Genomic DNA, 18,720 nt, shown 5'->3' with positions numbered 1-18,720 from the left:
TGTTCAGACGAAGGCCGCCTTCATGTCCGGCAGATACCAAACCGAGTGATCAAGTTCGACGGACCATTCGACGCCGCACGTTAAAGATCAAGCTAGTACTGGAGCGCATGGAGGCGACGGCCGACGAGGACGTGGCCCGTTTCCGTGACCTGGTGTCCCTGGTGCGGGGACTGGAGACGCTGCCCCGGCACAACGAGGAGTTTGCGTGGGTGGTTGCCGCACTGCGCGTTCGTACGGCCGGTTAATCTGACCTCCGTCAGTGTTACAGCAAGTAGGGGGTGGACCCGGTGGCGGACATCGAGGAAGCGCGCAAGGCGTTCCAGCGGTTCGACGCGGACGGCGACGGCTTCATCACGGTGGCCGAGTACAAGAGGGCGATGGCTCAGATGGGCGACTTCAATGTCACCGAGTCGGTTGCCGAGGTGCTCATCGCCCGGCAGGACGCCAACGGGGACAAGGTCCTCTCGTTCGACGAGTTCTGGGCGAACCTGAATAAGGGCTGAGCGCTGAGACCCCAGCCACGTCCGCGAGTCCCGGTGCCCGAGGTGCCGGGACTCGCGGACGCTTCGTTGCTCACCCTCCTCGGGCTCGGCCCCGAGGAGGACGCCGTCTACCGGCTCTTGGTGGACCGGCCCGACAGTGAGCCGGCCGCCCTGGCCGGCTCCGGTGTCGGACCGGACGACATCGACCGCGTCCTCGGCCTCCTCGTGGAACGTGGCCTCGTCAGCGCCGACCGCCGCGACGGCACCGTCCGCTACCGTGCCGCCCCGCCCGTTCTCGCCCTCGGGCCGCTCCTCGAATCCCGCCGTGCCGCACTGCACCGGGTCGAGTCGCTCGTCGGCGACCTGGCGGAACGGCACCGCTCCGCCCAGTCGTACGTGCCGGTGGAGGTGCTCTCCGGTACGGTCGCGATCCGGCGGAGGCTCCTCGCCATACAGCGCCAGGCGCGCCACGAGGTGTGCTCCTTCGTCCCGGCGATGCCGGTGCCCCAGGTGCTCACCTTCCAGGACAACCTCGAAGAGGCCGAGCGCGAGGCGATGGACCGCGGCGTCACCCTGCGCGCCGTCGTGGAGCGGGGCTGCCTCGAACAGCCGGACACCGCGCGCACCCTGGCCGACGTCGTCGCACACGGCCAGCAGATCTCCGTCGTCGAGGACCTGCCGATCAAGATGGTCCTCGTGGACCGCAGGGTCGCCCTGCTGCCACTGGACCCCGAGCGTGACGAGGTCGAACCCGTCGCCCTCGTCGTGCACCGCAGCGGCCTGCTCACCGGCCTGCAGTCGCTCTTCGAGCAGCACTTCGGCAAAGGCAGGCTGCTGGGTGCTCACGGCGCCGAGGGTCTCGGCGGCGGACGTGAACTCGACGCCATCGACCGGCAGATCGTCGGGCTCTTGCACATCGGCCTCACCGACGCGGCGATGGCCCGTCAGCTCGGCATGGGCCACCGCACCGTGCAGCGACGGCTGCGCGCCCTCATGGAGGAGGCCGGCGCCGTGACCCGCTTCCAGCTCGGCTGGCACGCGGCCCGCGCGGGCTGGCTGGACGGTGAAACCGCCAACTCGGTTCCATCGCAAGGCTGCTGAGGCGTATTTACGCCACGGCATGTTCACGCCAGCTCAATCCTCTGTTCGCGGAACCCGGCGTACCGAAGCATCGACCCCGTCAGCTGAGTGGGGCGCACGCGCCCCGCTTACAGGTGTGTGATGGGGAGGGCTCTGTGAGACGAACGAGGATCCGGCGGATGCTGGCGACCGGTGTGGTCGTCGCCGCCACGGGATCGGCGCTGCTGACCGCGCCGGCGTGGGCGGACGGCGACACCACCGTGTCCCCGGCCACCACGGCGGCCGACCCGGTGCCGGTCGCTCCCGCGATGACGCAGGGCCTGGACGACGTGGCGCGCGCGGGCACGCCCGCCGAGGCCGCCCGCGCCCATCTCAAGGCCCACAAGGACACGTACAAGATCCCGGTCTCCGATCTGAAGACGCTCGGGACCACCACGTCCGGCAAGCAGTCCTCCGTCCGCTTCCGCCAGCAGCACCACGGCGTACCGGTGTTCGGCGCCGAGTACGCGGTGCAGAGCGAGGCGGCCGACGGCGGCCGGCGCGTCACCTCCGCGACCGGCACGCTCTACACCCACCTCACGGTCTCCACCACACCGAGCGTGTCGCAGGCGGCCGCCGAGCGGCGGATGTTCACGCTCGACCGCGACCTGTCCCGCGTCGAGGGCGCGAAGACCGCCCAGCACGGTCTGACGGTCCTGCCCGACGCCGCCGGCGGCAAGCTGGCCTGGCACTTCACCGTCACCGGCGCCCGGTCCGACGGCAGCCCCGTGCGTCAGGAGGTGTACGTCGACGCGCGCGTGGGCGGCATCGCGCTCTCGTACAACAACGTCGACGCCGCCGACGCGTCGCCCGCGCAGGGGACGGGCGTACGCGTCGACGGCAGCGAGGCGAAGCTGAACGTCAACAAGGAGGCCGACGGCTCGTACACGCTGGTCGACTCGGAGCGCGCCATGTACGCGCGGACCGGTGGACAGATCCGTACCTACGACGCGCAGCGCAAGAACTACACCGATGTCGCGGGCGGCCCCGTCACGGACGACATCGCGCTGGTGAAGTCGGCCGGTGACCGCTTCGACGGCGCCAACACGTCGTCGGGCGCGGTCGACGCGCACCTCAACGCCGCCAAGGTCTACGAGTACTACAAGGACAAGCTCGGCCGTGACGGCATCGACGGCAAGGGCGGCAGCATCCACTCCGTCGTCAACGTCGCCTCCAACGGCAAGGACTACGCCAACGCGTTCTGGGACGGCGACAAGATGGTCTACGGCCACATGAAGGGCGTGCCGCTCTCCGTAGGCCTCGACGTGGTCGGCCATGAGATGACGCACGGCGTCACCGAACACTCCGCCGGGCTCGTCTACCTCAACCAGTCGGGCGCCCTCAACGAGGCGATATCCGACTACTTCGGCAACGCCATGGAGACCGCCGACAAGGGCATCGCGATGAGCGACCCCACCTCCGGCTTCGTCGGCGAGTACCTCTGCAACGGCACCAAGCCGCTCGACGAGTGCGCCCTACGCGACCTCAACGACGGCCGCAACGCGCAGAGCGACTACGACCCCATGACGCTCGACTTCGACAACGGCGGTGTGCACGCCAACTCCACCATCGTCGGTGGCGCGCTGTGGGACATGCGCAAGAGCCTCGGCGGCGACCTCGCCGACCGGATCACCTACCGGGCGGCCCAGAACTACCTCACCCCGCTCTCGGGCTTCACCGACATGCGCAACGCGGTCACCCTCGCCGCGAAGTCCCTCAAGGTCTCCGACGGCGACCTCGCCGTCATCGCCAAGGCCTTCGACGACCACGGCATCGAGCAGGGCTGGGAGCAGAAGGCCGGCACCCACGACGGCACCACCATCGGCGCCGACGTCCTGCCCGCCTACGAGGTCTACGCCGGCATCGACGAGCAGGCCGCCCAGATCAGCGGCGACGTCTACGCCATCGGCCACGGCGACGCGATCGCCTGGGGCCAGGGCGGCGCCGCCTTCGGCATCACGGTCGGACGCTTCGGCAAGAACCCCCAGCACGAGCTGGCGCAGTCGAACGCCTACCTGATGGACCCGTCCCTCGACGACGAGCGCGTCGTCTTCACCCGGATCTCCGCCGACGGCATCGGCATCTACCAGGCCGATGACAAGGGCCAGGGCGCGATCAAGAAGCTTGTCGACTCCCCGGACGCCGACGAGACCGAGCCGGTCACCGAGAACGGCGCGCTCGCCTACATCCGCACCACCGCCGACGGCGAGCAGGACGTCATGCTCCGCAAGGCCGACGGCACCACGGTCAACGTGACGCCCGAGGCCGGCACCAAGGCGGGCCGACTGGCGATGAAGGACGGGCAGATAGCGTGGGCCGGCGGCGCCGACCACACCTACGTACGCCTCTACGACATCGCCACCGACACCACCCAGAGCAAGCGGATCGGCGGCTTCATCTTCAACTCCATCGGTGACATCCAGCTCGCCGCGGACCGCATCTTCTGGCGGGAGAACAGCAGCCTGTTCGGCAGCACGACCTTCAGGTCCGCGCCCGTCGAGGACCTGACCAAGGCGGCGAAGGTGAGCCTGCCGACGGGCACCTACTTCGCCCAGTTCTCCGTCACCGACGACTACTTCGCGTACTCCACGTACGACGCCTGGAGCGGCCTCGGTGGCTGGAGCGGTCCGGAGAAGGTGAAGGTCCTGGCCGCCGGCACGGCCGACGTGGTCGCGGGGACCGGCGCCTTCAGCCGGGTCTCCTGCTCCACCGGCGCCCAGCTGGCCCCGTCCCTCGGCGAGGGCCAGCGCGTCGCGTGGCTGGACACGAGCGCCGCGGCAACCGATGTCGTGACCCGGACGACGTTCGCGGGCACCTGCGAGTAGCCAGGCCCGACCGTCCCCGGCTGGCGGCCCCGGAAGCCTGCGCGGCCTCCCGGGGCCGCCGGACCGGCCGGTTCTGGTGGGCCCCCTCCGGCCGCCCGGCAGCCTCACCTGAACGAGTGAACCGCTCCAAAACCAGGGTGGGTATGCGCGGCTGATGGACGACTCCAGCAGCAGTGTCCCGGCATCTGTGCGCGAGATGATCTCCGGCATCGTCACGGCCGTCCGTGACGGCGACCACGCCCGCATCAAGGCCCTGCTCGAACGGCTCGCGAAGGTCGCGGACACCGCCGCGCTCCTTCTGCTGCACAGCCGTCTGAGCGAGGACTTGCACGGGCCTGGCGCCCGCCTGCCGCACTGACCCATCGTGGCGAAGCGGATGCAGAGGCGATCCGATGCGCTCGACGCCTACGAGGTCCGCCCCGACTCGGGGGCACGTAACAGGCGTTGGGTCATCGGCACCAGTCGGGGACCGGCTCGGGGGACGCGGGCACGGGCACCTCGTGTGTCGGGCCGGACGGCTGACGCTGCCGAGATCTGCCGTGACGGGTCACCTGGCCGCGACCGGAACGGTGGTGGGGCGTCCGACGCTGAGGTAGGTGTATCCGGCGTTCTGCATGGTGTCGGGGTCGAGGTGGTTGCGGCCGTCGTAGAGGACGGGAGCTGTGCCGTTCATGAGTTGGCGTGCGGCAGTCCAGTTGGTGGTCAGTTCGGGCCACTCGGTGACGAGGTTGGCGGCGTCGGCGCCGGTGAGGGCTTCTTGGATGGTGGGCTGGCGGTGGGTCTGGTCCCAGGGGTGCATGCCGGATTGGGGGCGGGCCATGGGGTCCCAGCAGGTGACGGTGGCGCCTTCGGCCAGGAGGCGGGATCAGCACGCGTCGCCGTCCGCACCGCACGGCCGTGGCCGGGCACCGTACTCCCGCCGTCACACCCGCACGCGCGTGAGGAGACCGCACCATCGGCCGGGGCCGAGGGGGAGCTACCAGCTGCCGCGATCGGGCACAGACCGGGTAGCTGGTCAGCCCCGCCCCTGTCGCTGTGGCCGAGCGCCCGGCTGCCCCGCCGCCTGACACCCCCTCAAAAGCCGACGGCGAGTAGAGCCAGACGACCAGACAAGCATGTGGTCCCGGACCTACGAGTTCGGGACCACCGACCTGGCCGGCGACCTTCAGCCGTGTCCAACGATGGGGCTTCTACCTCGTGGCCTGGGTCAGAGATAGGAGTTCGAGGCCTACCTGACGCGCGTCACCGTCACCACAGCGTGCCGGGTTGTCCCCGCGAGGACCTCCACCACGAGGCCGCGGCTGGTCGTCACGTAGGCCTCACCGGCTGACGTTCGCGCCCTGCGCCCGGGGCCAGCGAGGTGAACCTTCCCCTTGATCGTGGACACCTGGAGACTGGGACCTGAGGTTCCAGAGGAAGTAGCGCCAGGTGGGAAGCAAGTACACGAAGCGGTACACCGAGGAGTTCAAGCGGACGCGATCGCGCTCGTCGACTCTTCGGGCAAGACGGTCACGGCGGTCGCCCGGGATCTCGGCATCAGCTCCGAGTCCCTGCGCGGCTGGTATCGCCGGGCCAAGGCAGATCGGGGCGAGGGAGCCCCGGGTGAGCTCACCACGGCCGAGCGCGAGGAGCTCAGGCGGCTGCGTCGGCAGAACGTCGAACAGGCCAAGACGATCGAGGTGCTGCGAAAAGCCGCGGTCTTCTTCGCGAAGGAGAGCGATCGGTGAACGACACGTACGCGTTCATCGAGGCGGAGAAGACTACCCACGGCGTCGCTTTCCTCTGCAGGCTGCTGAAGGTTGCCCGCTCCTCCTTCTACGCCTGGCTCGCCGCGGCCAGGACCCGATCGGTCCGCAAGGCCGCCGACGAGGCCCTGGTACACGAGATCACCGTCATCCACGTCGGCTCACGCCAGACCTACGGCGTCCCGCGCATCCATGCCGAACTGCGGCGTCTGGGGCGGCGCGTGAACCGCAAGCGGGTCGCCCGCCTGATGCGCGAGCACGGTATTCAGGGAGCCCATCGCCGCAGGCGGCGGTCGCTGACCCGGCCGGATAAGAAGGCGAAGCCGGCGCCGGACCTGATCGGCCGTGATTTCCACGCCGAGACCCCCGGCACGAAGCTGGTCGGCGACATCACATGCCTCCCGACCGCCGAGGGCTGGCTCTACCTCGCCTGCTGGCTGGACCTGGCCACCCGCGAGGTCGTCGGCTACTCGATGGCCGACCACCACCGTGCAGACCTGGTCGTGGATGCCCTGAAGATGGCCGCCGGCCGTGGGCGGCTCCGGCCCGGCTGCATAGCGCATTCGGACCGCGGCAGCGAATACACCAGCAGCCAATTCCGCTGTGAAATACGCGAGTTGAATCTCCGGCAAAGCTGCGGACGCACCGGATCATGCTTCGATAACGCCGCCGCGGAGAGTTTCTGGGCCCTGCTCAAGGAAGAGATCGGCACCAGAGTCTGGACCGACCGGGCCACCGCCCGCGCCGACGTTTTCGACTTCATCGAGACGTTCTATAACCGCCGCCGACTGCGCAAGCACAAGGTCTTCGGCTACCTCACCCCAGCCGAGACCCGGCAACGGCACCAACACGGCCTCACAGCATAGAGATCAGTGTCCAAGATCACGGGGAAGCTTCACAGCTGCCCGTGGCCCAGCCCATAGACCAGCGTGGTGCGTGCCCGTCCATCCCGTGCCCGTACCCGCTGTACCGGCCGGCAGCCTCGACCGCCTGCCCGGCCACCGAGGTTGCTGTACCGGCCGGTCAGGTGTGGCCCCTCCCGGTCCGGCGGCCCTCACGCGGTGCCGGTCCGGCCAACATCTCGCGCATGAGGCACAGTCGAGACAGGCCGACGCAGAACTCGACCAACTCCTCGACGAGGGCCAGGACCCGCCCGTCGTGCGGTAAGCGAACCGCCTTATCCGGGACCCAGACGCGCCCAGTTCGCCTGTGCCGGTTGCGTGATCTTTGGGCCGCTCTGGCGGCGTCTGCAGACGGCGACGTACGAGACGGCATGGCGTGCCTGGCGGGATCTGGCCCGGGACACTCAGGCCGCGGTCACGGCGTACGCGAACGAGCAGGGCATCGCCCGGCATGAGGCCGAGGCGGACGTGAAGGCGAAAGCCCGCGCTGGCAACGCGCATCCCGAGCCGTAGACCCCGGTCTGAGCCGAGCTCGGCCTGCCCAATGGTGGAGCCCGCCCGGCCGGAAGAGGCGCGAACGCTCCGGGCGGGGCTCTCGCTGATCCTCACGCGACCGCGCTTTCCACCGCATGCGCGACCCCGCCATTCGAGTGACCACGCAGGTATGGCGATGGCGCGCCAACGTCCCGGCCGACGCCAACAGTCTCGTATCCGATCCCGTAGGACCGGAGCCACTGAGCAAGGCACCCCGCAACGTGAGCAGGGCCCGGCACGCAAGCCGTTACGCGAGGGCTTTCCCAACTACGTAAATAACGGTGGGTGATTGATCGAGATGCCGGGGGTGACGGGGGCTGTTTTGCTGGTGTGGCCCGCTCTTCCTCACCAAGGAGTGATCATGAGCGCTGCAGGCGAGTCCGGACGTGAGATGCGTGCTCGGGCTGCGGACCTGGAACAGGCCGCGGAACGCGCCATGGACCCGCAGGAGCGTCAGCGTCTGAAGGAAGAGGCCCGCGAGCTCAAGGAGCAGAGCGAGCGCGCAGGCGGTACGGGCAAGCGGGACATCGACCCGATGTAGTCCCGGCAGTTCCGAACACAGACACCGGCCGTTGGCCGGCCTCCGTGGCTCTCCGGGCACGCGAGATGCCCCGGCCGGTCCCTGCTGTCTCCGCGGGGCAACCGGATGCCCCGGCGCCGCCCGTGCCGTGGCTCCTTTACCTGTCGATCACGGCGGCGTACGAAGAACACGTGGCCCGGCCCGGTTCGGCGAAGGCCGGGCCGGGCCGGGCCCTCCGCCGTTGGCGACGCAACCTCCGCCCAAACGAAACCGCCCACGAATCGCCGTCGGCGGCCCGGAAGGCGGCGCCCGGACCCCCTCGGCAGCCCGGTAAGGGGCGGATACTCACCCGTTCGAGTGACCTTGAGGTCCTGGTAGCCGAGTAGCCTCGGGAAGTGACCGTGTTACCGGACCGGGGGAATCCGCAGGAGCGCTGATCGAGCAGATCGTGTCGGCCGTCCGTGAGGGAGACGACACCGGCTTGCCTGCCCTGCTCGGCCGCTTCGCGCGCGAGGCCGACGTGCGTGCAGCCTTCGCACCACGGCAACGGCTGCTACGCGACCTGCTGAACGAACCGTAACCGGGCTTTCGAAGCGCTCGGCGAAGCATCGTTGACCTCGGCTTTACCGACCAGTGTTCCCTCTGACTGCGCAGTCCGAGCGGCGTTCCGAGCCGCGCTCGATGCATTCGCCCACGCGGACGCCTATCGCGCCGGAGTCGCTTAGGTTGGCAAGGCGGGGGATGGGACTTCCCGCGGTTGAAGCAGCGTTCCACGACGTTGCGCCGTTTGTAGAGCTGCTTGTCGAAGGCCGGCGGCCGCCCGCCCCGGCTGCCGCGCCGGAGCCGGTTGCGGACTTGGTCCGCCCGCTCGGGGATGGTGTGCCCGATGCCTCGGTGTCGCAGCCAGGTCCGTATCGCGCGGGAGCTGTAGCCCTTGTCGCCCAGCACGTGGGCGGGCCGCACCCGGGGCCGTCCCGGCCCGAGACGGGGCACCCGGATCGCTTCCATCACGGCGGTGAACTGCGTGCAGTCGTTGGTGTTTCCGCCCGTGAGGGTGAAGGCCAGCGTGCGGCCGAGCGCATCGCAGGCAAGGTGGATCTTGCTGGTCAGACCACCCCGCGAGCGTCCGAGCGCCGGCGGGCAGAGCCCCCTTTTCGGGCCCCGGCCGCGTGCTGGTGGGCCCGCACGACGGTGGAGTCGACCGACACCAGCCAGTCGATGTCCCCGGCCGCGTCCGCTGTGGCCTGCGCGGCCCGCAACATCCGCTCGAAAGTGCCGTCCTTCGCCCACCGGCGGAAACGAGTGTGCAGCGTGGCCCACGATCCGTACCGCTCGGGCACATCCCGCCAGGCCGTACCCGTGCGGAACTTCCACACGATCCCGTTGAGGACCCTTCGGTCGTCCAACCGCCTGCGGCCCCGCAAGGACGCGGGCAGCAACGGCCGGACGAACTCCCACTCGGCATCGGATAGTTCATGACGACGTATCACCCGACCATGATCCACCACTCAAGATCATCATTTGGCGACAGGACCTAGGCGCCACCGCCGTCGGCATCGGCCGCCCCTACGCCTACGGGCTCGCCTACGGTGGCGAGGCCGGGGTCGTTCACGTCCTGCGGTCCCTACTCGCCGAAGCAGACCTGGTCATGGCCGTCGACGGCTACCCCACCCTCGCCGACCTCACCCCGGACGCCCTCCGCCGCCTCACCTGACAGCCGCCGACCAGCCGGGGCGGACGCAGCGGCGGTCCTCGCTCAGCTAGTGACCCGGCCATGGCCCACCCGCCTCGGCAACCGGGCCAACCCTCGGAGAGGCCCATCACCGAACGGACTATATGTCACGACAGGTGCCTATTAGTCCAGCAGGATCAGACTGGCGCACCGCATCCCCACGACGCCGAAGACGGCACTCGTCCCTTCACGGAGAAGCGCGCACCCCTCCGCCAGACCCGTTGAACCGGAAGCCCAGCCCCAGCAAGAAAGTCGATGGCAACCATGACTGAGCAGTCCACCGTCCGCAGTGTGACCTACGACCTGCTGCGGACCCTGAAACTCACCACGGTCTTCGGCAATCCTGGCTCCACCGAGCAGCCCTTCCTCCAGGAATTCCCCGAGGACTTCACCTACGTCCTGGCCCTGCAGGAGGCGTCCGTCATCGCGATGGCCGACACCTTCGCCCAGGTCACAGGCCGCCCCGCACTGGTCAACCTGCACTCCTCGGCCGGGATGGGCAACGCGATGGGCAACCTGGTGGCCGCCTACCACGGCAACACACCCCTGATCCTCACCTCCGGCCAGCAGCACCGGGAACTGGTCATCGGGGACCCGTACCTCGGCAACCGCGAGGCCACGACACTGCCGAAGCCGTGGGTGAAGTGGTCGTACGAGCCGGCGCGCGCCGAAGACGTCCCGGAAGCCTTCATGCGGGCCTATGCCGAGGCGTTGCAGCCGCCGACAGGACCGGTCTACCTGTCGATTCCCATGGACGACTGGAAGCGTCCCCTGCCTGGCTTCACCCGGGTGCGGACGGTCAGCGACCGCCTCGCCCCCGACACCACGCGACTGCGCACGTTCGCCGACCGCATCTCCGCCAGCCGCCGTCCGGCGCTGGTCTTCGGGCCGGAGGTCGACCGGGCCTGCGGCTGGGACGCGGCCGTCACGCTGGCGGAGAAGCTGCGCGCCGCCGTCTACGGCGCCCCGCTGCTCGACCGCGCCTCCTTCCCCGAGGACCACCCCCTCTTCGGCGGCCCGCTCGGCATGTCGGTCAAGACCATCAGCGACCGGCTGGCCGGACACGACCTGGTGGTCGTGATCGGCGCGGAGGTGTTCCGCTACTACCCCTACGTCCCCGGCGACTACCTCCCCGACGGCACCGAACTCCTGCAGATCACCGGCAACCCGGCGGTCGCCGCGGCGGCCCGCGTGGGCGACAGCCTCCTGGGTGACCCCAGGACGGCGATCGAGCTGCTCCTGGACATGGTCACAGAGGGATCAGCGCGGACCGCTCCGGAACCGATGCCGCGCCCGCGTGAGCTGCCCCAGGCGCCGAACAGCCCACTCACCCCACCGGAGGTATACGCCACCCTGAACAGGGCCCGGCCGACCGACGCGGTCATCGTCAACGAGTCGACCTCCACGATGGCCCAGCAGGTCGAGTGGCTCCCCACCGTCCGATCCGGATCGTTCTTCGCCACGGCCAGTGGGGGCATCGGCTGGGGCACCCCTGCCGCCGTGGGCGTCGCACTCGGCGACCGGGACAGGGGCGTCGAACGGCCAGTGATCGGCCTGATCGGCGACGGCTCCTTCCAGTACTCCGTGCAGGCCATCTACACAGCAGCCCAGCACGACCTTCCGATCGTGTACGTCGTCATGCGCAACCAGGAGTACTCCATCCTCAAGTCGTTCGCCGTGCTGGAGGAGACCCCAGGCGTGCCGGGGCTCGACCTGCCCGGACTCGACATCGCCTCCGTCGCCCGCGGCTTCGGATGCTGCGCGGTCGATGTGGAGACCACCGAGGACCTGGAGCGGGAGTTCAAGTCGGCCCTGACCGCCGGCACCACCACCGTCATCGTCGTCGCCACACGGCCCCAGAAGGCGATGTAGTAGGCCGCGCGGATCGCACGGTCGAAGAAGGAACAGCGGAGAGAGGACAACAACCATGGACTTCGGACTGAAGGACCGGGTCTACATAGTCACCGGCGGCACCCGCGGGCTGGGCATGGCCGCCGCGCGCGAACTGGTGGCGGACGGCGCGCGAGTGGTCGTCAGCGGCCGCGACGAGAAGTCGGTCGCCATCGCACAGACGGAGCTCGGCGGCCCGGGGCAGGCAGTCGGCGTCGTGGCCGACAACGCCGACACCGACACCCCGGACCGGCTGATCGCCGCGGCACACGATGCCTTCAAGCGGCTCGACGGGGTGCTCATCAGCGTCGGCGGACCCCCGGCAGGCACGTCGGACACCATCGACGACGACCAGTGGCGCACCGCCTTCGAGTCGGTCTTCCTCGGCGCGGTACGACTGTCCCGCGCCGTCGCGGCGGAGCTGGGTGAGGGAGGCGTCATCGGCTTCGTCCTCTCCAGTTCCGTGTACGAGCCGATCCCCGGCCTCGCGATCTCCAACGCCCTGCGGCCGGGCCTGGCCGGGTACGCAAAGAACCTCGCGAACGAGCTGGGCCCCAGAGGCATCCGTGTCGTCGGCCTCGTGCCCGCCCACATCGAAACCGACCGGGTACGCGAACTCGACGCGCGGCACGGTGACGCCGACGCCGCCCGCGAGCGCGCCACGGCCGGGGTTCCCCTGCGCCGCTACGGAACCCCGGACGAGTTCGGCCGCAGCGCCGCCTTCCTGCTGTCACCGGCCGCGTCGTACCTCACGGGAGTGATGCTGTCGATCGACGGCGGCGTACGCAGAGGTTTTTGACGGAAGCCACGGCGAACTACCCGACCTCGGAACGGATCTCCTGCGGAGGTACGTCAACGATCACTATTGCTCAGGGCCCGCCTGGCTGTCAGCCCCGACACCCTACGCAGTTGAGGAGTCATCATGCCCGTCTACACCTGCACCGCGGCCCAGGGTTCGCTGACCAGCGAGGTGAAGGCCCTGCTGGCAGCCGAGATCACCCGGATTCACGTGGACATCAACCATGTGCCACCGGCCTACGTCAACGTGGTCTTCTCCGAGCTGCCTACGGACAGTGTCTTCGCGGGAGGGCAGCCGGCGAGACCGCTGATCCTCACTGGCTGGGTGCGGCGGGGCCATCCGCAGAAGGAGGCGACGCGACTGGCCCTGGAGCTGTCCTCGGCGATTGCCCGGATCTCCGGCATGGACGCGAGCCAGACCATGGTGGCGCTGCAGGACGGTCCTGCCCGGTCCGCTGTCGAGGGTGGGCACGTGCTGCCCGAACCAGGTGAGGAAGAGGAGTGGTTGCGCCGGACCGGGGGCTGAACAGCGTGCGCGTCATTGTGCTTGTCCATATCTGAGGCCATCGACCAGTCCGCCGGCCAGCAACTCACGCTCGAAGAGACAGCAGCGCCGACCTGCGGCCGCCGTCCTTGCCAGGCCCATGGCGGACCGAGGAGAGGGCGGCGCCACGCTTGGGTACTTTGAAAAAGGCCGTGATTCTCCCCGTTAGCGTGGCTCTGCCGGCCAGCCGAGGGCTTGGAAGACGGCGATGGGGTCGAGGTAGTCGCGCCAGTGCGTCACCTGGCGGTCCTTGATGGTGATCACGGAGACGAAGTGGTTGTCGTAGGTGCGTCCGGTTTGGACCGTCCGCCCCTGCACGGCGTACTCCAGTACGACCACAGACTTGTCGGTGTCGTAGTGGACTGCCAGCTCGTCCGCGCCGGCCAGGACCATCGCGTCGCCGTACCCTCGGTACAGGTCGGCGACTGCGCGCCGTTCCTCGACTCGGCGCGGGTAGCGGGGGACGGAGACCACGTACTCGACCACGACGTCCTCGGCCAGGAGGTCGAAGAAGTGCTCCCCGTCGACCAGGCCCGCCAGGCCCTCCGTGATGATCCGGAAAAACGGGTCCAGGGTTGCGAAATCCTCAAGGTTCTCGACAGCGTTCTCAATGGACATGGTCACACGGCCACCGTTGCCGTCCAGGCGTGGGCGTTGCGCTGCGCGAACTCGCGGAAGGTGGTCGGCTTATGGCCGGTGACGTTCTCAATGTCGCCGTTGGGCGTGGAGCCGTGGCCGGTGATGATCGTGCCGGTCAGCCAGCGGAGCATCACCGCGTAGTCGGCGGGGTGTCGTCGGCGCCATAGGTGCTCAGATAGGTGACGTGGCGAACGCCAGCGGCCTCGGCGAGGTCGAGGAAGGCCGCGCCCTGGTCGGCGTACTTCACCCGCATGACCGGCGTGCCGAGGCCCACATTCACTGACGGATGGCGCACGCCAGTTCCTCCGTGGGGAGAGGCTGTCCACGCCGCGCAGGGCGTCGGGTCCGCCAACTCGGCCACGCGGTTGATCGGCCACAGGTGGCCGCCGTGGGTGCGGCTGGCATTGGATCCTTATGACGTGCCTTGCTGATCGGTCGATGATCACCGGCTGGTGCGCCAGCAGTATCGATGTGCCTGCCGGGTCGCGGCCTCCCAGCACGGCCGCGAGGTCGGGGGCGCCCACATGTCCAGAAGCGGACAACGGACGACAACCAACCATGTCCATAACTTGATCTCGTACCACCAGCCCTTCCGGCGGGGCAGCGTCGGCACGGCCTCGGCGAGGGCGACAGCGACGGGGTACTCCACGGGGCCAGCCTGCGGCGGCCGAGCCGCGGATGCGCGCTGGCCTACGCTGCGCGGGCGTGCCCTTGTCCTTGAGGGTGCGGGCGAACAGCAGCATGTCGTCGTCGATGACCTTCGGGCGTCCGACGTGGTGGTTTTGTTCACGAGTTACGGCAGCAGATGTACAGACGTGTGGGCGGCATCCTCTGCAAGCACAAACCGATGTTCACGAGAACGGGAGGCAGCCGACTCCTCACCGAGGCTGACGCGGCAAACTCGTTCGTCATAGGGGCGGAGCTGCCAGAGAATGCCGGGATGACCTCTCCCAGAATCCGTGTAGCTGCGTACGTGATCCGGCATTCCACCGTTCCGGAGCTTCTCGTGTTCGACCACGTGGGCATGCCAGAGGCCGGTACTCAGGTCCCTGCGGGCGGCGTCCGACCTGGCGAAGACCTGGGGCAAGCCGTCCTGAGAGAAGTCGCCGAAGAGACTGGGCTGCTGACCGCCTCGGTGATCAGGGAGGTCGTTACCGAGGACAAGCCCCACCCCGACACTGGGCAGCCCCGGAGAACTACCTCCTTCTTGCTCCAAGCCCCCACGGACACCGCCAATGCATGGGACCACCGTGTGTGGGGTGACGGAGACGACGCTGGCTTCACCTTCGCCTGCCGCTACTTGCCTCTTCCTTTGAAGCGGGCACTAGCAGACGACCAGGACACCCACCTGAGCGACATCGATCCGCAATGGGCCACGGCGAGACGCAGCAGTCACTGACACGACCCTTCCCTGGCCTGCCAGGGTCCAGGGACCTCGATAGGAGGTTCCCAGCTCCGCCAAAACGCGTGAACAATCACGCCAAGCATGACGGCCATGTGCCTCCCGAACCCGTGTCGAAGTGCTGCTCGTTCTCGGGTTCTGGCTCGCTTTCCGTGAAGCGCGCACGCTGAGTAACGGCTGGTGCTCCGATCAGGCTCGGGGAAGTTGCCTGAAAATGACCAGAGCCGATCTTGGTGTGGTCGACAGTGCGGCGTCGTGGAAGAGACGTCGCCCCGTCTGGAGGGCCTGCTGTTACCGTCCATCGCGGACGTGTCGGTGCTGTCGCTGGACGTGAGTCACGAGGCGATACGCATCGACGTCTGCAGTACGGCGGCCGGGGCGGCATGCCCGGACTGTGGGAGCGAGTCGACCCGAGTGCACAGCTCTTACCTGCGGTTTCCTGCGGACGTTCCGAGTGGGGGACGTCTGGTGGTCCTCCAACTGCGAGTTCGGCGGTTCTTTTGTCCGGAGTCTTCGTGTGCTCGGCGGACGTTCGCTGAGCAGATGCCGGGACTGACCCGGCGGCACAGCAGGTGGACGGAGCGGTTGCGGTCGACTCTCGCCGCGGTGGGTCTCGCCCTCGCCGGCCGGGCCGGCGCCCGGATGGCGCGGGCCTTCGGGGTGTCTATCAGCCGCAGCGCGGTGTTGCGGCTGCTCGATGCATTGCCCGAACCCGAAGTCCCGGCCCCGCGGGTGGTGGGTGTTGATGAGTACGCCACACGCAAAGGACGGGTCTACGGCACGGTGCTTGTCGACGTCGAGACTCGCAGGCCGGTGGATCTGCTGCCGGACCGGGAAGCGTCCAGCCTGGCCGCTTGGTTGGCGAAGCGACCCGGGATCGAGATCGTCTGCCGGGACCGCGCGCCGTTCTTCGCGGAAGGCGCCACAGCCGGGGCACCCCAGGCGACGCAGGTCGCCGACCGCTGGCATCTGTGGCACAACCTCGGGGAAGCCGCTGAGCGGGCGGTCGCCCGCCGCCGCCAGTGCCTTCGCGTCCTGGTCCCTGATCGCGAGGTGAAGGTCGAACCACCGGTGCCGCCCGAGGAGAAGGGGGACTCTCCATGGCGGAGTGAGCGGTTCGCCAACCGAATCCGGGCCAGGCACGCCACGGTCCACGCGCTGCTGGAAGCCGGCCACAGCCGCCGTTCCATCGGGCGTCAGCTCCGGATGACCCACCGCACCGTCAAAGCCTCGCCGACGCTGCGAAGCCGGAAGACCTCTTTCGCGGCCAGTGGCAGCACAACAGGACCTCCGTCCTCGACGAGTACAAGCCTTACCTGGACGAACGTTGGGGCGAGGGCTGCACCAACGCCTGGAAGCTCTGGGAGGAGATCGTTCCCTTGGGCTATCGAGGCAGCTACGGCCGCGTCAGCGCCTACCTGCGAGAGAAGCGCACCTCACCACGGCCGGTCACCGCGCAACCGCCGACACCCCGCGTGGTGACGAGATGGATCCTCAGCCGACCCGAGACGCTGACCGAGGTCGAACAGCTCCGGCTCAAGGCCGTCATGGCCAACTGCCCTGAACTCGACGCCCTGACCGGTCACGTCCGGTCCTTCGCCCAAATGCTCACCGAGCGTCAGGGAGAACGACTTCCGCAATGGCTCGACGCCGTCCGCCAGGACGACCTTCCCAGCCTCCACACTCTCGCGGCGGGCATCGACCGAGACCGCAACGCAGTCATCGCCGGCCTGACCCTGCCCTGGAACTCCGGAGTCGTCGAAGGACACGTCAACCGGATCAAGATGCTCAAGCGCCAGATGTTCGGTCGCGCTGGCTTCGCACTGCTCCGCAAGCGGGTCCTCCTCGCCCCATGACCGATGTCAGTGGGTCCTGGAACCATGTCTTCGTCCGAGACAGCCATATCAGGAGCCATGCATGGGAACGTGGGGAACCGGCCCGTTCGATAGCGACCTCGCCGCAGACTTCGTCGATGGACTTGAGGGGCTCACCCACCAGCAAGTCATTGACGTGCTGGGGCGGGCATTCCAGCGAGTCACCGACTCGGGAGAACGCGTCGATGGCGGAGACGGGGCCGAAGCCATTGCCGCTGGCGCCCTCGTCGCCAGCACCCTCCCGGACAGCCCCATCGTGATTGACCCGGACGACGGCCCCAGGAAACCGCTGCCCACACTGCCAGCCTCCCTTCGCTCGTCGGCGAGACTCGCACTGCATCGGGTTCTCCAGGGCGGATCAGAAATGGCAACCGGCTGGGTGGACAGCGCCGACGCCGACCAGTGGCGCCAGGAAGTGCGACAGATCCTCCAAGCACTCAAAACGCCCACCGATCACTAATCGTGACCGCTTCACGGAAGTCGTGCCAGAACCTGAGAAGCGACAGCGTTTGTTGCTCAGTAGCGACAGCGGCTGGAATCGCGCCGAGTCGGTGTCGATGAGTTTTGACAGCAGCCATAGCCTTGACGCTCGCCAGGTGGAGGGGCGGGCGGCCGGGTCCAGGGAAGATTTCCCGGTCATGGATGAGTCTCCTGCTGGTATGGGCCGCGTACGGCGTCGGCGGAGGTGTCGTCTCCCTGAGGTTCCTCGAGGGAGGCTCGATGTGACGCGTTGCAGTAGTGCCGCGGCCGCCAGTTCGGCGTGTACTCCGGGTGCTCGCGCCACCGCCGGGCGACCCAGACCAGTTGGTTGAAGTCCTCGCCGAGGTTCTGCCGCAGTGTCTGCACCAGCCCTGGCTCCTCGCTGCGACCGTCAGCGACAGCCAACTGCCAGGCGCTGATCTGCTCGGTGAGCCGCAAAGCGGTGGAGAGCATCGCATTGGTGAGGGCGTGGACAGCGAAGTGTTCCTCGCTGCCCTCGGGCAGTCGCGCCTTGAGCTCGCCGAGCCGGGAGCGCAGGAAGTCCTTCAACGGCCTGACGTCGGCCTCGATGAGGTCGTCCGAGTACGCCGGCTCCGGACGCGGGGTGCTCTTCGCGCGTTCCAGGGCACGGCGGATGTCGTACTGGTTTGGTTCGCTGCGCACAGTCCAGCCCTCTCCATGGCCAGCCAGCCCTTGGAGAACGTACGTCCGAGGGGCGGCCATGACAATGACGCAACGAGGAGGAGGGTCGCGCACAAGATTGTTGCCCGACGAGCACGGCACCGCGGGTGCTGTCGAAACTCATCGACATCCCGCGCGCTAAAGACTGCTGTCAGACCTCACCGACACAGCCACCCCTTCGTACTTTTGCCTCAACGGGCATGGCCCAGAGGCAGGCGGCGGGGTCCCTTGCGGTAGCCCGGCCTGCCGATTTTCAGTGGTGCATGGGACGCCATCGGATGGAGACCCGCGTCACCCTCACCCCGCAAGCCCAACCAGTTACCAGCGCATACCGAGCGCATCAAGGTCGGCTCGGCGCTGGGAAGTGAGTTTGTCGGCCCGACGGCGTACGTTGGCGAGCCACATGCCCAAGGCGACCGACGCTCCGCCCCCGTCCCGCTCGACACCCGCCGCGCCGTGTCCGGCCTCTGCTAGGGGCACCAACTCGGTGTGCTCCCGCGGAACCTGCAGGTGTCCTTCCCTCGCGTGGAAGCGGCCTGCGGCGGTCAGGTTC

20 protein-coding genes and 3 pseudogenes are annotated in these 18,720 nt (G+C 68.5%); 16 read left to right on the top strand and 7 right to left on the bottom strand.

The annotated features are described in order from the left end of the window. Positions 1-107: 107 nt before the first annotated feature. From ACWIGU_RS44415 to ACWIGU_RS44395, 5 genes are all read left to right on the top strand, one after another. Positions 108-245 carry a hypothetical protein gene (locus tag ACWIGU_RS44415; RefSeq protein ID WP_454407631.1) on the top strand — a complete coding sequence of 46 codons (138 nt, stop codon included), beginning with the start codon at positions 108-110 and terminating at the stop codon, positions 243-245. A gap of 42 nt (positions 246-287) precedes the next feature. Further along, positions 288-503 carry an EF-hand domain-containing protein gene (locus ACWIGU_RS44410; RefSeq protein ID WP_454407630.1) on the top strand — a complete coding sequence of 72 codons (216 nt, stop codon included), beginning with the start codon at positions 288-290 and terminating at the stop codon, positions 501-503. A gap of 33 nt (positions 504-536) precedes the next feature. Continuing rightward, complete coding sequence (locus tag ACWIGU_RS44405; protein WP_454407629.1) at positions 537-1,583, top strand: hypothetical protein; 1,047 nt, start codon at positions 537-539, stop codon at positions 1,581-1,583. A 158-nt stretch (positions 1,584-1,741) separates the two neighbouring features. After that, complete coding sequence (locus ACWIGU_RS44400) at positions 1,742-4,426, top strand: M4 family metallopeptidase (protein WP_454407628.1); 2,685 nt, start codon at positions 1,742-1,744, stop codon at positions 4,424-4,426. Positions 4,427-4,580: 154 nt separating this feature from the next. Continuing rightward, entirely contained in the window at positions 4,581-4,784 is a 204-nt protein-coding gene (locus tag ACWIGU_RS44395) for a hypothetical protein (RefSeq protein ID WP_454407626.1), read from the top strand. 189 nt (positions 4,785-4,973) lie between these two features. Here the strand turns inward: ACWIGU_RS44395 and ACWIGU_RS44390 are convergent, their stop codons facing one another. After that, on the bottom strand, positions 4,974-5,282 hold the full coding sequence (locus tag ACWIGU_RS44390) for a UDP binding domain-containing protein (protein WP_454407633.1): 309 nt from the start codon (positions 5,280-5,282) through the stop codon (positions 4,974-4,976). Positions 5,283-5,805: 523 nt separating this feature from the next. Between ACWIGU_RS44390 and ACWIGU_RS44385 the strand changes: the two genes are divergently transcribed. The 4 genes from ACWIGU_RS44385 to ACWIGU_RS44370 all read left to right on the top strand — a co-directional run bounded on the left by ACWIGU_RS44385 (position 5,806) and on the right by ACWIGU_RS44370 (position 8,148). After that, positions 5,806-6,153: a transposase gene (locus ACWIGU_RS44385; protein WP_454407632.1), complete on the top strand. Its 348-nt coding sequence runs from the start codon at positions 5,806-5,808 to the stop codon at positions 6,151-6,153. Then, positions 6,150-7,037 (top strand): IS3 family transposase, encoded by an 888-nt coding sequence (locus ACWIGU_RS44380; RefSeq protein ID WP_454407625.1) that lies wholly within the window; start codon positions 6,150-6,152, stop codon positions 7,035-7,037. The genes ACWIGU_RS44385 and ACWIGU_RS44380 overlap by 4 nt, the downstream gene beginning before the upstream one ends. A gap of 354 nt (positions 7,038-7,391) precedes the next feature. After that, positions 7,392-7,586: a hypothetical protein gene (locus tag ACWIGU_RS44375; protein ID WP_454407623.1), complete on the top strand. Its 195-nt coding sequence runs from the start codon at positions 7,392-7,394 to the stop codon at positions 7,584-7,586. Positions 7,587-7,968: 382 nt separating this feature from the next. Then, positions 7,969-8,148 (top strand): DUF6381 family protein, encoded by a 180-nt coding sequence (locus ACWIGU_RS44370; protein WP_454407622.1) that lies wholly within the window; start codon positions 7,969-7,971, stop codon positions 8,146-8,148. 726 nt (positions 8,149-8,874) lie between these two features. On the opposite strand, the pseudogene ACWIGU_RS44365 reads toward ACWIGU_RS44370, so the two are convergent. Further along, positions 8,875-9,617, bottom strand: a pseudogene (locus tag ACWIGU_RS44365) (IS5 family transposase); the annotation flags it as partial. Between the two features lie 44 nt (positions 9,618-9,661). Here ACWIGU_RS44365 and ACWIGU_RS44360 point away from each other — a divergent pair. From ACWIGU_RS44360 to ACWIGU_RS44345, 4 genes and pseudogenes are all read left to right on the top strand, one after another. Continuing rightward, a pseudogene (locus tag ACWIGU_RS44360) lies at positions 9,662-9,841 on the top strand (alpha-hydroxy-acid oxidizing protein); the annotation flags it as partial. 282 nt (positions 9,842-10,123) lie between these two features. Continuing rightward, positions 10,124-11,731 carry a benzoylformate decarboxylase gene (gene mdlC, locus ACWIGU_RS44355; protein ID WP_454407621.1) on the top strand — a complete coding sequence of 536 codons (1,608 nt, stop codon included), beginning with the start codon at positions 10,124-10,126 and terminating at the stop codon, positions 11,729-11,731. A 55-nt stretch (positions 11,732-11,786) separates the two neighbouring features. Further along, the gene (locus ACWIGU_RS44350; RefSeq protein WP_454407620.1) at positions 11,787-12,548 is read left to right on the top strand and encodes an SDR family oxidoreductase; all 762 of its coding nucleotides are present in this window, start codon (positions 11,787-11,789) and stop codon (positions 12,546-12,548) included. A 123-nt stretch (positions 12,549-12,671) separates the two neighbouring features. Next, the gene (locus ACWIGU_RS44345; protein ID WP_454407619.1) at positions 12,672-13,073 is read left to right on the top strand and encodes a tautomerase family protein; all 402 of its coding nucleotides are present in this window, start codon (positions 12,672-12,674) and stop codon (positions 13,071-13,073) included. A 183-nt stretch (positions 13,074-13,256) separates the two neighbouring features. Here ACWIGU_RS44345 and ACWIGU_RS44340 read toward each other — a convergent pair whose 3' ends face one another. From ACWIGU_RS44340 to ACWIGU_RS44330, 3 genes are read right to left on the bottom strand one after another with little or no spacing between them, the layout of a single operon-like run. Further along, complete coding sequence (locus ACWIGU_RS44340; RefSeq protein WP_454407618.1) at positions 13,257-13,709, bottom strand: nuclear transport factor 2 family protein; 453 nt, start codon at positions 13,707-13,709, stop codon at positions 13,257-13,259. Positions 13,710-13,711: 2 nt separating this feature from the next. Beyond that, positions 13,712-13,861, bottom strand: coding sequence for a hypothetical protein (locus ACWIGU_RS44335; RefSeq protein WP_454407617.1), 150 nt, complete (start codon positions 13,859-13,861; stop codon positions 13,712-13,714). After that, positions 13,861-14,025: a hypothetical protein gene (locus ACWIGU_RS44330; protein ID WP_454407616.1), complete on the bottom strand. Its 165-nt coding sequence runs from the start codon at positions 14,023-14,025 to the stop codon at positions 13,861-13,863. Before ACWIGU_RS44330 ends, ACWIGU_RS44335 begins: the two co-directional genes overlap by 1 nt. 522 nt (positions 14,026-14,547) lie before the next feature. Between ACWIGU_RS44330 and ACWIGU_RS44325 the strand changes: the two genes are divergently transcribed. From ACWIGU_RS44325 to ACWIGU_RS44315, 3 genes and pseudogenes are all read left to right on the top strand, one after another. Continuing rightward, positions 14,548-15,129, top strand: a complete 582-nt coding sequence (locus ACWIGU_RS44325) for an NUDIX hydrolase (protein WP_454407615.1) — start codon at positions 14,548-14,550, stop codon at positions 15,127-15,129. Positions 15,130-15,408: 279 nt separating this feature from the next. Beyond that, positions 15,409-16,988, top strand: a pseudogene (locus ACWIGU_RS44320) (ISL3 family transposase). A 61-nt stretch (positions 16,989-17,049) separates the two neighbouring features. Then, a complete protein-coding gene (locus ACWIGU_RS44315; protein WP_454407614.1) occupies positions 17,050-17,466 on the top strand; it encodes a DUF4259 domain-containing protein in 417 nt (138 codons plus the stop codon). A 176-nt stretch (positions 17,467-17,642) separates the two neighbouring features. On the opposite strand, the gene ACWIGU_RS44310 is transcribed toward ACWIGU_RS44315, so the two are convergent. After that, on the bottom strand, positions 17,643-18,149 hold the full coding sequence (locus tag ACWIGU_RS44310; RefSeq protein WP_454407613.1) for a hypothetical protein: 507 nt from the start codon (positions 18,147-18,149) through the stop codon (positions 17,643-17,645). Between the two features lie 336 nt (positions 18,150-18,485). Next, positions 18,486-18,720, bottom strand: a 235-nt coding sequence (locus tag ACWIGU_RS44305) for a helicase associated domain-containing protein (protein ID WP_454407612.1), incomplete at its 5' end; no start/stop codon positions are given.

The sequence above is a fragment of the Streptomyces sp. NPDC055400 genome, assembly GCF_053644375.1.
This window is presented reverse-complemented; position numbering and strand designations above follow the sequence as displayed.